The 12902-nt window shown below is 73.7% G+C and carries 10 protein-coding genes and 1 tRNA gene; 4 read left to right on the top strand and 7 right to left on the bottom strand.

Going from position 1 to position 12902, the window contains the following annotated elements; genetic code table 11:
- Window positions 1-336: 336 nt before the first annotated feature.
- Window positions 337-2895: a serine/threonine-protein kinase gene (locus EMA17_RS46350; protein WP_126643254.1), complete on the bottom strand. Its 2559-nt coding sequence runs from the start codon at window positions 2893-2895 to the stop codon at window positions 337-339.
- 63 nt (window positions 2896-2958) lie between these two features.
- Complete coding sequence (locus tag EMA17_RS46345) at window positions 2959-3705, bottom strand: tetratricopeptide repeat protein (RefSeq protein WP_126643253.1); 747 nt, start codon at window positions 3703-3705, stop codon at window positions 2959-2961.
- A gap of 368 nt (window positions 3706-4073) precedes the next feature.
- Here EMA17_RS46345 and EMA17_RS46340 point away from each other — a divergent pair, with 368 nt between their 5' ends.
- A complete protein-coding gene (locus EMA17_RS46340) occupies window positions 4074-4604 on the top strand; it encodes a cell division protein SepF (protein ID WP_126643252.1) in 531 nt (176 codons plus the stop codon).
- 91 nt (window positions 4605-4695) lie between these two features.
- Here EMA17_RS46340 and EMA17_RS46335 read toward each other — a convergent pair whose 3' ends face one another.
- The 5 genes from EMA17_RS46335 to EMA17_RS46315 all read right to left on the bottom strand — a co-directional run bounded on the left by EMA17_RS46335 (window position 4696) and on the right by EMA17_RS46315 (window position 8021).
- Complete coding sequence (locus EMA17_RS46335; protein WP_126643251.1) at window positions 4696-5283, bottom strand: nucleotidyltransferase family protein; 588 nt, start codon at window positions 5281-5283, stop codon at window positions 4696-4698.
- Between the two features lie 52 nt (window positions 5284-5335).
- On the bottom strand, window positions 5336-6550 hold the full coding sequence (locus EMA17_RS46330) for a sensor histidine kinase (RefSeq protein ID WP_126643250.1): 1215 nt from the start codon (window positions 6548-6550) through the stop codon (window positions 5336-5338).
- Window positions 6547-7236, bottom strand: a complete 690-nt coding sequence (gene cseB / locus EMA17_RS46325; protein ID WP_126643249.1) for a two-component system response regulator CseB — start codon at window positions 7234-7236, stop codon at window positions 6547-6549. The genes EMA17_RS46330 and cseB overlap by 4 nt, the downstream gene beginning before the upstream one ends.
- Entirely contained in the window at window positions 7233-7805 is a 573-nt protein-coding gene (locus tag EMA17_RS46320; RefSeq protein ID WP_126643248.1) for a hypothetical protein, read from the bottom strand. Before EMA17_RS46320 ends, cseB begins: the two co-directional genes overlap by 4 nt.
- A gap of 142 nt (window positions 7806-7947) precedes the next feature.
- Window positions 7948-8021, bottom strand: a tRNA-Lys gene (locus EMA17_RS46315).
- Between the two features lie 218 nt (window positions 8022-8239).
- On the opposite strand from EMA17_RS46315, the gene EMA17_RS46310 reads away from it, so the two are divergent.
- Genes EMA17_RS46310 through EMA17_RS46300 form a run of 3 tightly spaced genes read left to right on the top strand, consistent with a single transcriptional unit; the run spans window position 8240 to window position 12902 of the window.
- Entirely contained in the window at window positions 8240-9604 is a 1365-nt protein-coding gene (locus tag EMA17_RS46310; protein ID WP_126643247.1) for a hypothetical protein, read from the top strand.
- A gap of 45 nt (window positions 9605-9649) precedes the next feature.
- Window positions 9650-11635 (top strand): ATP-dependent Clp protease ATP-binding subunit, encoded by a 1986-nt coding sequence (locus tag EMA17_RS46305; protein ID WP_160161813.1) that lies wholly within the window; start codon window positions 9650-9652, stop codon window positions 11633-11635.
- The gene (locus EMA17_RS46300; RefSeq protein WP_126643245.1) at window positions 11628-12902 is read left to right on the top strand and encodes a hypothetical protein; all 1275 of its coding nucleotides are present in this window, start codon (window positions 11628-11630) and stop codon (window positions 12900-12902) included. Before EMA17_RS46305 ends, EMA17_RS46300 begins: the two co-directional genes overlap by 8 nt.

Raw genomic sequence — 12902 nt, 5'->3', positions numbered from 1 at the left:
TGCGTCGCGGAACACGGGGCACCCGATACGGAGCAGCCGACGCCCGCCACCCGCCACCGGAAGCCGGGGACGGAGGCGCGCGTCGGAGGCCGAACGGGCAACCGGATACCGCAACCGGCCTTCCCGTTCCCGCTGCGCGCCCATTCATGTGTCCGCGCGCACGCGCCCGCCGGCGACGGGGGCTTCGCGCGTGCGGCGACTGTGGTGGGCGGGCCGGCCGTGCGCCCGCGCGACTCGTCCCCGCGTTGCCCAAGCCCGCCTGCGGCCCGCGTCCGCAGGTTCCGCCCCTGTGTCGCCCCGGTCCTCGCCGCGCCGCGGACCGTGCCCGCGGGGGGGCTACTGCTCGTATGCGATGACCGAGGCGTTCGAGTTGCCCTCGTCGGGGCGGAGCCACTGGGCGATGTATACGTTGCCCCGTGCCGCCAAGGGGCGGGACGATACCGGGGACGGGAGGGGGGCTTTCCAGGCGACCTTGCCCGTCTTGGTGTGCAGGGCCAGCAGTTGGGCCGCGTCGTCGCGCGAGGCGTCCGACCTGGCGGCGTCCATCGAGACGTAGACCTTGTCGCCCGCGACGACGGGGGCCGTCAGCGCGCCGTACGAGGGCATCTCGGCCGACCACCGCACCACGCCCGTACTCGCCTCCAGCGCGTAGACCTTGCCCGTGGACACCGACGTGGCCGGCGGGTTGGTGGGCGGCGGGGTGGTGGTCGTGGTCGCGCTCGGTGTCACGCCCGCCTGCGGTTTGGAGGGGTGACACGCGACGTAGACCACGTCGCCCACCCGGGTGATCTCGCTCGCGTTGCGGGCCTCCATCTCGAACTTCCACGACTGCGAGCCCGTGAGCGGGTCCACCGCCACGACACCCGACCTGGCCTCGTCGGTGGCCCCGTCGTAGACCATGAAGACGTGGTCGCCGGCCACGGTGAGCGAACGGGCCTGGCCGCCGTCGACCGGGATGGGCCCCCACAACACCGCCCCGGTGGTCGCGTCGAGCGCGTATCGCTGCCAGGTGAACACGCCGCCGCTGGAACTGTCGGTCACCACCGTGAGCACCCGGTCCCCGACGATCACCGGATCGCGACCCCACGGCCGGCTCTTGAACGGGACCTGCCACCTCGGCTTGCCGGACCGGTCGAAGGCGTGGACCGCGGACGGGTTGTAGGACGCCTTGGGCTGGGCGACGGCGACCACCAGGTCGTTCCCGAACGTCGGCGTCCCCGGCATGCCGGCATCCGCCGTCAGCCCCGCCCTCCACACCTCACGGTGCGTGGCCGCGTCGATCGCGACGATCGCCCCGGGTCCGGTGCTGTAGGAGTTCTCCTCGGCGACGCCCAGGTACAGCAGGCCCTGATCCAGGCCGGCCGGCAGGTTCACCCAGCGGGCCTTGTACTCCAGGCTCCACCGCAGTTCGCCCTCGACCGGGTCGAAGGCGTGCACCGTGCACAGGGTCGGCTGGGACCGCTCCGGGACCGAGGCCGAGGGGTCCACCGTCCAGGAGGCGACGAACAGGTGGTCCTTGGTCGCCAGCGGCGCGGACACCGAGTTGCCCGCGGTGGCCTTGCGCCACACCTTCCGGCCGGATTCCGCGTCGATCGCGGTGACCTGGCCCTTGCCGCCGCCCGCGCCGTCGGCGACGTGGAACACCAGATCGCCCTGCGCGCTCAGCGACGAACCACCGCCGGCGCCCGCCGGATACGACCACACCCGCCTGCCCGGATCCGCGTCGTCGCCCATCAACAACCAGCCCGCGCCGCCACCCACCGCGGCCACGGCGACCGCGCCGCCGCCGATCAGGAACGCGCGACGGGCCAACCCCCGCCCGACGGGCGGCGGTTCGGCCACGGCGACGGTCGGCGACAGAGCCGGCGGCGGCGCGGCGACCCGTTCGCCCGGCGACTCGGACACCGCCACGGCGACCGTCGTCGGCGTACCCGCGTCCGCGCCGATCCCCACCGCGCGGCCGAGAGGTTCGTCCGTCGCGGCGCCCACCGGACCCGGCGACAACGCGTCGCCCAGGTGCCGCCGCTCCAACTCGGCCGCGAGCGCCGACGGCAACCACGAAGTGCCCACCGGTGGTTCGGAGTCGCCCATGCAGCGGGCCAGGATCTCGGCCGGCGTGGGTCGCGCCTCGGGCTCCTTGTCCAGGCAGTGCCGGACCAAGTCCCGCAGTCCCTCCGGTACTTCCTCCAACGCGGGTGCGTCGCGCAACACCCGCATCATCATCTGCAACTGCGCCACCGGCGGTTCCACGTGAAACGGCCCCCGCCCGGTGGCCGCGAAGACCAGCACCGAGCCCAGCGAGAACACGTCGCTCTCCGGTCCGATCCGCCGCCCGCCCGCCTGTTCCGGCGACATGAACGACGGCGACCCGACCACCCGACCGGTCCCGGTCAGCCCCTGGCCGCCCTCGTCCGCCGCCCGGGATATGCCGAAGTCGATCACCCGCAGCCGATCCCGACCGAGGATCACGTTCGACGGCTTGAGGTCGCGATGGATCAGGCCCGCGCGATGGATCGCCATCAGTGCCTCGGCCAACTGCGCGCCCATGATGCGCAGCGCGCCCTCGGGCAGCGCGCCGTACGTCGTGATCGCCTCGGACAACGAGAGCCCGGTCAGGTATTCGGTGGCCAACCACGGCGGTCGCGCGTCCGGATCGGCCTCGGCGATCGGCGCGGTCCAGGCGCTGTCCACCCGCCGCGCCAGGTCTATCTCGCGCCGGAACCGGTCCCGGAAACCGTGGTCCGTCGCGAACTCCGGACGCACGGTCTTGACCGCCACCCGGACGCCGCTCGGGGACGTGCCGAGGAAGACCTCGCCCATCCCGCCCTCGCCCAGCCGGCCGCGCAGCCGATACGGCCCCAGCCGCGTCGGATCCCCGTCGCGCAGTGCTTCCATGACCACCGTTCCCCGTTCCGGTCGTGTCGGCGTGCCACTTTAGCCGCCGACTCCCCACCGGATTCAGCCGTTTCCCCCTCGGAAATATCGCTGCCAGGTCTGGGTCTGCCGGGTTTCCGGGTGATCCGGGCCCAACACCCGGGCGAAGTCGGCGACCAGCGGGTCGTACAGGGCCAGGGCCTCGCCGCGGTGCCCGGCCAGGCCGCGGTTGACGGCGTGACCCGCCCGGGCGACCAACGACCCCAGGCAGTCGGCGCCCAGGATCCGGATCGAGTCGATCACGAGCGCGCCGTACATCTCCGCGGCGCGCAGCGGATCGCCGCACTCCCCGGTGAAGCGGGCCAGGTAGCTGCGTGCGGTCAGCGTGCTCTCCGCCTCGGCGCCCAGCGCGCGGGTCATGTCCGCGACCAGCCGGGCGAACAACGTCGTCGCGCCCCGCGGCTCGCCGCCCTCGCCGAGGAACCTGGCGTGGCACAGCCGCATGTCGAGGGTGACCCAGTCGCCGGGGCCCAGCGCCTGGCCGGCCACCGGGACCAGCCCGGCCAACAACCGGGCGGCCCGTTGCGGATCGCCGTCGATGCCGACGAAGTGCGCGTACGCGCGGCGCACGTTGAGCGTGTCCCGATCGGTGCCGCCGAGCACCCGGGCGGCGACCTCGCCGAGTTGGTGGTAGAGCCGGACGGCCGCGGCGGGATCCTCGCGCATCCCCCATTCCCAGACGGCGCCGACCTGTTCGTTGATCCGGGCACGGGAGGGATACGGCTCTTCGAGCGGACGAGGGGGCCGCACGATGCGGAAAGGCGAATCCATGCTCACCTCCGAAGATGTCGCATCCGAGTCTGCGACCTGCCCCCGGTCCACCGGTAGAGGTATGTACCAGTGGACCGTTCGGGTTCATTCGGCGGGCATATTCCGTTATTCGTACACCAGTTCGAGATATCGTGTTCGAGCGAATCGGGCGCACTTTCGATGCGATTCGCTTCGGAATGCACGGATAAAGATCTCAAATGGCGTCAGAAGCCGCACCGAGTACGCCCGTTCGAGGCCGGTTGGATGATCTGTCCGTTTATAGGCGCGTCGTTCGACGCGCCGGACCCGGCACTCGCATACAGTTCGGTCGAGTGGAGGATGACGAGATAACCCGGACGGGGCCGGGACGACCGGACGCGGAGGTGCCCATGGGCGCATTGCGCAAGGCCGGCTCGTGGCTCGGGATCGGTTCGGGGGACGTGGACGACGACCTTTACCGCACCGGCGCGGGTGCCTACGAGACCGGGACATACGACGCGGACGACGACGATACGGGGTCGCGCTGGGTCTACGACGACGAACCCGAGGAGTCGCGTTCGCGCGCCCTCGAGGGCAGCGTGGTGCCGGCCTCCGAGGTGTTCGCCGCGCGCGCGGCCGCTTCGGAGACGCCGACGCAGCCGGGCACCCGGATCGCCGTCGTGCACCCGAAGAGCTACCACGAGGCAAGGGCGATAGGCGAGTACTTCCGGCAGGACATCCCGGTCGTGATCGATCTGACCGCGATGGACGAATCGGACGCCAAGCGTGTCGTCGACTTCGCGTCGGGGTTGACCTTCGGCCGCCGCGGTGCGATCGAGCGGCTGGCGAAGCGGGTCTTCCTGCTGATGCCGGCCGACGCGCGGCTGCTCACGGGCGACCCGACGCAGCAGAACCAGGACGGCTTCTTCAACCAGGCGTAGCCGGCGTCGTCGGGCGCGATCCCGGGGGGTCGGTACGGACTCCCGCCGGCGGCGAGGACCCGAGCCCCCGGCGGCTCGGGTCCTTCGTCGATCAGGGGTCCAGCCGGTCCAGGTCGGCGGGCGTGTCGATGTCGAACGGGTCGGCGACGTCGGCGCACTCGATCAGCCGAACCCGGTCCCGCCGCTCGGCGAGCAACGCCCGGGCGCCGGCGTCCCCCTCGGCCCCGGCCGCCAACTCGGCCCACCAGGCGCGCCCGAACAGGACGGGATGGCCGCGCCGACCCGCGTAGGCCGCCGCGATCAGGTCCTCCGGCGCGGCGTGCGCGGCGATCAACCGGGCCACGGCCGCCGCGCCCACGCCGGGCATGTCCACGAGGGTGACCACGACGGCGTCGGCGTCGGCGGGCAGCGCGGCGACCCCGGCGGCGAGCGATGAGCCCATGCCGCTCGCCCAGTCGTCGTTGCGCACCACGACGCAGCCGGTCAACTCGGCCTCGGCGAGCACCGCGTCGGCCTCCGCGCCGAGTACCACCACGACCCGGTCGCACCCGCCGCGGCGCGACTCGGCGACCGCGAACTCCACCAGCGGCCGCCCGCGATGCACCAACCGGGCCTTGGCCCGCCCCCCGAGCCGCCGCCCACCTCCGGCCGCCAGCACCAACCCGACCGCACCACCCACGAGGCACCCCTTTCTTCATCGACCGGGCCGGACCGGGATCCGCGCCCGACACTCACTCGACCGCCGACGCCCCCGAAGGCAGCGTGAGTTCGGCCAGCGCGCCGCCCGCCTCCGGATTGCTCAGCGTCAGGGACGCACCCAGCACCGCCGCCTGACCCATCGCGATGGTCAGGCCCAGACCGTGCCCGCCGGCCGCCCGGTCGTCGGTGCCCTTCCGGAAGCGGCTGGGCCCCTCCCGCAGCAGCGTCGCCGGAAAACCCGGCCCCGCGTCCACGACCCGGATCCGCGGTCCGTCCACCTCCACCACCACCGGCGCGAGCCCGTGCTTGGTCGCGTTGGTCAGCAGGTTGGCCAGGATCCGCTCCAACCGCCTCGGGTCGGTGACCACCACCTCGGCCCCGATCACCCGCAACTCGGCGTCGGGCGCGAGCGCGGCCACCCGCCGGGCGGCGAACGCGCCCAGCGGTACCTCGGTCAGGTCGGCCCGCTGGGTCGCGGTGTCCAGGCGGGCCACCTCCAGCACGTCCTCCACCAGCGAACGCAGCGCCCGGACCCGATCGCGGACCAACTCGCCCGGCCGATCCGCGGGCAACAGGTCGGCGGCGGCGCTCAGTCCGGTCAGCGGTGTGCGCAACTCGTGCGCGATGTCGGCGGTGACCCGGCGCTCCGCGTCGAGCCGCGCCTGCAACGCGTCGGCCATCGCGTCCACCGCCGTGGCCAACTCCGCCGCCTCGTCCCGACCGCTGCCGCCGATCGCCGCCCGCACCCGGATCGACCGCTCGCCCGCGGTGACCCGCCGAGCCGCGTCGGCGGCCCGCCGCAGCCGACGCGACAGCCGCGCCCCGATCAGCACGCCCACCCCGGACCCGCACACCACCACGCCGGCCGCGCCGATGAGCAGCACCCGGTCGAGCGAGGCCAGGTCGCTGGTCCGGTCCCGATAGCTGGAGCGCAGCGACAGGATGTGCCCGTCCACCCCGACCGCCGCCCAGATCCGGCCCTCGGACAACTCGGTGGCCCGGTCGCCGTCGCGCACCGCCCGGCGCAGCGCCGCCGGTACCCGGGGGTCGTCCAGCCGGCTGCCGAACGTCGGCTGTCCGGTCCGGAGGTACTCGCGCAGGGCCAGGTCGATCCGGTCGATCTGGAGTTTGCGCGCCTCGTCCGCCTGCTTGTAGGCGAAGGCGAAGTGCACGGTCAGGCTCAGCGCGACGGCGACCGCCACGCTGACCACCGTGACCACCGCCGAGATTCGCCAGCGCAGACTCACCCGACGGGTCCCGGGCGCAGCTTGTAGCCGAAGCCGCGGACCGTCTCGATCCGGCCCGGGCCCACCTTGTTGCGCAGCCGCTGGACGTGCACGTCCACGACCCGGGTGTCGCCGCCCCAGGCGTACTCCCAGACGCCTTCGAGCAGGGTGTCCCGACTCAGCACCGTGCCCGGTGACTCGGCGAAGCGCAGCAGCAGCTTCATCTCGGTCGGGGTCAGCGCGAGCAACTCGCCGGACCGGCGCACCTGCACGCCGTCCGGGTCGATCTCCAGGTCGCCGAAGCGCAGCGGCCCCGACTCCTCGTCCGGGCCGGCGGTGCGCTGCGCGCGGCGCAGCAGCGCCCGGATCCGGGCGAGCAGCACCACGGTGTCGAACGGCTTGGTCACGTAGTCGTCGGCGCCCGCCTCCAGACCGACCACGATGTCGATCGGGTCGTCGCGCGCGGAGACCATGATCACCGGGATCAGGCTCTCCGCCCGGATTCGCCGACACAGGCTGATCCCGTTCATCAGCGGCAACATCACGTCCAGCAGCGCCACGTCCGGCCGTTCGCCGCGAAACGCGGCGAGCCCGGCCTCGCCGTCGGCGGCGGTGCTCACCCGGAACCCGTCCCGTTCCAGATTGAGTTGCGTCGCCTCGCGGATGACCTCGTCGTCCTCCACGACGAGCACGTGCGGTTTGCTCACGACACACCCTTTCCGACCTCGTTCTCGACGAACTGCGAACCATCCCACCGCAATCCGACCCCGTGCTCGCCGAAGGGGCAGATCGCCGGCTCGTTGGCCCGGTACGCCGGCAGCTGAAGGATCAACATCCGCTTTCCGACCTCGATCCGACTCCCCGGCTCCTCCGAGGCGAACACGCGCTCGGTGTGCCCGTCCTCGAAGAGCCGGTACACGTACGCGGCGACGTCCCGGCGCATCGTGCAGTTCTCGGGCCCGCAGTGGAACACCGACACCACCGCGACGGGCAGCGGCGTCCCCGGCACTCCCGGCGCGCTCAGATACTGCGCGCTCACCGGATACGACGTGCCACAGGACGGGGTGAGCACCGCCTTGATCTTGACGCCGACCCCCGCGTCCTCCCGCAGCACCCGAACCGGATCGATGCTCAGGCCCGCCCCGGAGGGCGGCGCCGCGAGCGGGATCCCGACCGGTTCCGGCTTGCCCGCGACGCGCACACCGGAGTCCACCGCGCACCCCGTGACCAGGGCAAACAGCAACAAAATCAGTGGAAAGCCATGTTTCACCGACATCCGACCGATCCTACCCGTCGAGGGTTGTTACACGATCTACGGACGACCGACGGGCGATGACGAGAGCCGCGCGGTGGATCGCATGGGTACATGCGAGAAGGGCCCGCCGGAAACCGGCGGGCCCTTCTCGATGTTGCCGCTGTGCGCCGCCAGGGACTCGAACCCCGGACCCGCTGATTAAGAGTCAGCTGCTCTAACCAACTGAGCTAGCGGCGCTTGCTGCGAGAGAAATACTACCCGATGTTCGGGGTCGCTCTCACCCGGGTTCGGCGCGTCCGCGGTCTCACCATCGGTGACGATCACGTTACGAGGACGGGTTCGCCCGGTGTCCTCCCTGGGCCGGCGCGGCCGGGTACCGTGCTGCATGTACGTCGGCTGCTTGTACGTCGTCACGACCGGCGCAGTCGGATGGTCGTGTTCGCGGGGGAGACGCCATGTCGGATGCCGGGGCGGTGCGGGCGTTCCGGATGGCCACGCATCGGGAGGGCGAGGTGGAGCCTCGACTCGTCGCGATGCGGGACTTCCTGGCCAACGCCTCCGACGCCGAGGTGGTCCGCAACCGGGGACTGATCGAGAGCCAGATCCAGGCCGTGGCCACGCAGCAGCCGGAGACCGCCGCGCGCATGCTCGCCGACGTGCTCGGGCGCGACCCCCGGGGCCACTACGTCCGCGCGATCGACGCGGTGCTGCGCTGGTGGGTGGTCCAGCCCGGCAGCGACTTCGCGGAGACCTGGACCACGCTGGAGAAGGCGTTGGAGGCCGGACCGCGCCCGCTGGAGCGCGCGCTGCTCGACGTGCTCGGCGGCCTGGATCCGCGCGCGCCCGTCCGGCGCTGGCGGGTCGCCGCCACCACCCGGGTCCTGGACTGCCTGGAGGAGCGCTTCGAGCAGCCGGCCCGACATCCCGACCACGACCTGTGGCGGCTGCTGCCGGTGGTCGCGCCGCCCGGTGCGCCGGGTACGCGGGCCGAATGGGTGTGCGTGATCGGCGACCGGGCCGCGGCGCGCGGTGCGGAGGCCGCGGCGCGCACCTGCTACCGGCTCGCCTTCGAACAGGGCTGCTCCGCCGCCGCGCCGCGCCTGGCCCATCGGCTCGCCGTCGAGGGGCATCGGGAGCTGACCGGTGGCGACCCGGAACGGGCGGTCCGGTATCTGTACGAGGCCGCGATGCTCGATCCGGACCACGCCGAGTATCGCGAGCTGCACCGGGCCGCCGTCGCGGCGCGGGACGGCGGGGCGGCGGCCGGCGTGCGGCCCGGGACGGCGGCGGCCCTGGTGGTCGCGGCGGCGGATCTGCTGGAGCGTGGCGACGACGCGGGCGCGGTGCGGCTGCTGCGACACGGGCTGTCGGGCGTCGGCGGGGCGGCGGGCGGCGGCGACGGGACGGCGGGTGCCGGCCCGGATGGCGCCGAGCACGAGCCGCACGTGGTCGACGAGCCCTACGCCGACACCTGGCCCGCGCGGCTGCTGCTCGGCACGCTGGAGGGCGACGACTCGATGGTGGCCGGTGCCGCGCGCGACCTGCTCCGGCGCTACGGTGCGGGCTGGGTCCGCCGCACGCCGCTGGGCCCGGGCCTGGTGCTGCACCGGGTCACCCGCGCCGACCCGGAACTGGCCGCCACGCTGCTCGAGTCGTCGCCGGCGGAACTGCGCGAGGGACGACTCGGCCGGGCGATCGCGACGGCCGCCGCGTACCGAATACTGGCCTTGGGCGTACGGGACCTGGGCGCGGGACGGCCCGAGGCGGCCCGGGCCCGGGCGGACCTGGCCGAGCGGCTGCTCGCCGGTGACGAGGCGTGATCCGAACCGGTGCGATCGGATCGGCGAGGCGGGGGAGAAGGCGACGTGGAGACGGACATCCTGGGAGTGCCGGAGCAGGTGTTCGACAGCGGGCTGCTGGTGGCCACCCGCCGGTTCGAGACCGCCTCGGCGGTGGCCCGCGAACTCGGCGCGCACACGGTCGAGGTCGCCCACACGCTGATCGCCCTGGCCCGGATCGACGGCGGGCGCGCCTGCGGCCTGTTCGCCCGCCAGGGCATCCCGCCGGACGTGCTCGCGGCCGGCCTGCTCGGCGGCGGCGGACCGGCCGCCGGAGCGGGCGGCAACGGCCGGGGCGCGGGCGCGCTCGGCGGCCTGCCGGTCACCGCCGACCTGTGGGCCGGCTTCGCCGCCGCGGCGGACACCGGCTACGTCGACGAACGTGCGCTGCTCGCGGAGTTGTTGCCCCGCCTGGAGCCGGGCGCGGTGGACCTGCTCGTCGGCTACGGCCGGGTGGACCTCGACGCCTGGCGGGCCGAGGTGGCCGCGGCGCGCCCGGCGGCGGAGGTGTGCCGGGCCGACGGGTCGATCGACGAGACCGCGTTCGCCCCCGGCGCCCGGCGGGTGCCGGCGATGATGGTCGCCGAGGCGAGCGGACTCGGCCGGCGGCAGTGCGGCATCGCGATGCTGCTGCACGCGCTGGCCACCACCCCGGGCGGACTCCTGGAGCAGGCCTTCCTGTTCCTGCGCCGGGACGTACGGGCGCTGCGCGAACAGACCATCGCGCTGACCGGCGCCCGGGTCCGCGGCCCGGCGGGCACCGGCCCGATCACCGCCGACGAGCCGCTGCGGCAGACCCTGCGCCGCGCGGCGACGTTCGCCGCGAGCCGCCCCGATCCGGACCCGGACACCGGCGCCCGGATCACCGAACGCGACCTGCTCGCCGCGCTCCTGGACACCCCCAACGGCCTGGCGGCCGGGTTCTTCCGCGACATCGGCCTGGACCTGGACCGGCTGCGCCGGTTCGCCGACACCTACTACCGCGAGCCGGCCGAGCCCGAACCGGACCGGGCCGGCACCCCGATGTCCCCCGAGGAGGCGGTACGCCGGCTGCGCGCGGGCCTGATCGGCCAGGAGAGCGTGGTCGAGCGGCTCGCCTTCCACGTCGAACTCATCAAACGTTCGCTCACCCGCGGCTTCCGTCCGGACGACCGGCCGCGCGCGGCCCTGCTGCTGTGCGGCCCCAGCGGCTCCGGCAAGACGATGACCGCCCGGCTGCTCGCCGAGGTCGTCTACGGCTCCGAGGACGACGTCCTGGTCTTCGAGATGGGCCAGTTCAGCGCGCGCGAGTCGATCAACAACTTCATCGGCGCCCCGCCCGGCTACGTCGGCTTCGGCGAGGGCAAGCTCACCAACGGCCTGCGCGACAACCCGCGTCGGGTGTTCCTGTTCGACGAGGTGGAGAAGGCCGACGCGCGGGTGCTCGACGCGCTCCTTCGGCTGCTCGACGAGGGCCGGATCGGCGATCCGGCGGGCCCGGTGCGCGAGGCGCACGACGCGGTGGTGATCCTGACCACCAACCTCGGCGCGACCCACTCCGCGGCCGAGGCGGTCGAGGACGACGTGGACAGCGTGGACAACCTGATCGGCTCGATCCTGGCCGAGGGCTCGACCGGGCACACCGCCGCGAGCGCCCGGCTGCGCCGCACGATGGAGGGGTTCTTCCGGCCCGAATTCCTCAACCGGGTGGACGAGGTGATCCTCTACTCGCCGTTCGGCCCCACCGAACTGCGCGGCATCGCGGAGAACGGCCTGACCCGACTCGCCGCGCGGCTGCGCGACCAGCTCGGCGTCGCGCTGACCTGGACCGAGGAGGCCGCCGACCACATCGCCACCGTCGCCTGGCGCGGCCGACCGGAGGAGGCGGCACGCGGCGTCAACCGCTGCGTGACCGCCGTGGTGCCGGGCGTGCTGCGCCTGCTCGACGAGGCCGACGCCGCCGGCCGGCCGATCGGCGCGGTCCGGGTGCGGGTGGTGGCCGGTGCGCTCGTGGTGGGGGGCGCCGATGACTGACCGCGCGGAGCTGCGCGCGTTCGCCGCCAGGTTGCGCGAACACGGCGCGGGCGACGGGCCGTTGGACGGCGAGGCGTACGCGAGCCTGGGCACCGGCGCCGACGCGCAGCCGTGGAGCGCGCCGGCCGAGCGGTTGTGGACCACCGGCGGCGGACCGTGGCGCACCCACCACCTCGCGGTCGCGCTGCACGCGCGCGCCTACGACCTGGAGCTGGCGGGCGAGAGCGAGGCGGCCCACCCGTACTGGAAAAGGGCGTTGGCGCACTGGGCCGAGCTGTACCACGACAGCGCCTTCTGGGACCGGATGCACGAGCACCTGGAGGCGGTGGCGGGCGGCCCGGTACCGGCGGCGACCGTCCAGGAGGTCCGCGAGCGGCTGCCGCGCGACCTGCTCGCCCCGCATCTGACCCTGGCCGCCGATCGGCGCCTGCGCGATCCGCTGTCCGCGCGCGAACACCTCGACCTGGTCCGCGAGTCCGGCTTCCCGCCGTCGGTGATCGCCAACGCCCGGGCCGACCTGGTCCGCGAGGCGCTGGCCGAGGCGTCGCGCGACGTCGAGGAGGGCCGCTACGACGACGTGGTCGAACTGCTCGCCTCCTGGCTCACGGTGGACCCCGGCAACGCGGAGGCGGCCCGGGCCCTGCTGTACGCGACCCGGCGCCACATCGAGATCGTGGTGGCCGCGCCCGGGTGGGCGCACAAGATCGAGCCGCTGGTCGAGCGGGTGGCCCGGCTCGTGCTGCCCGCCTGGGACGAAGTGGGGACCCCCGAGGGCTCGTTCGCCGTCGAGCTGGCCCGGCACGAATACTGGCGCGGCATCGTGGTGCGCGAGTTGGAGTCCGGCCCGGCCACCGAACCCGCCGTACTGGAACAGGCCACGCTGCGCTCGGGCCGACACCTGCTGCGCGCCCTCGAACTCGACCGCGACCTGGCGCTCAAGAGCATGTACCGCGACGTCGAGCAACTGGCCGCCGAGGAATGGGCGTTGGCCGCCACCGCCCGACAACGCCAGGGGCTGCCGGACGGACACGTGCGGGACGCGCTGCGCCGGGCGCTGGCGATGTCCGAACCCGGGCCGTGGGGGCGGCTGTTCATGGCCCGCGTACTGATCAACCTGCACGCGCCGCAACCGGAGGACCTGGCCACCGCGCGCCGGCTCGCCGACGAGGTGGCCGCCGACCCGGACGCGGACAAACCCGAGATCGTCAACGCGCTGCGCGGCGTCGTGTTGTCGCTGGCCACGGGGCACGGCCCCGCATGGAGTTGA

This window comes from Embleya hyalina, assembly GCF_003967355.1.
In the GTDB taxonomy this organism is placed as follows: domain Bacteria; phylum Actinomycetota; class Actinomycetes; order Streptomycetales; family Streptomycetaceae; genus Embleya; species Embleya hyalina.
Note: the sequence above shows the minus strand (reverse complement) of the source record. Positions and strands in the feature narration are given on the sequence as shown.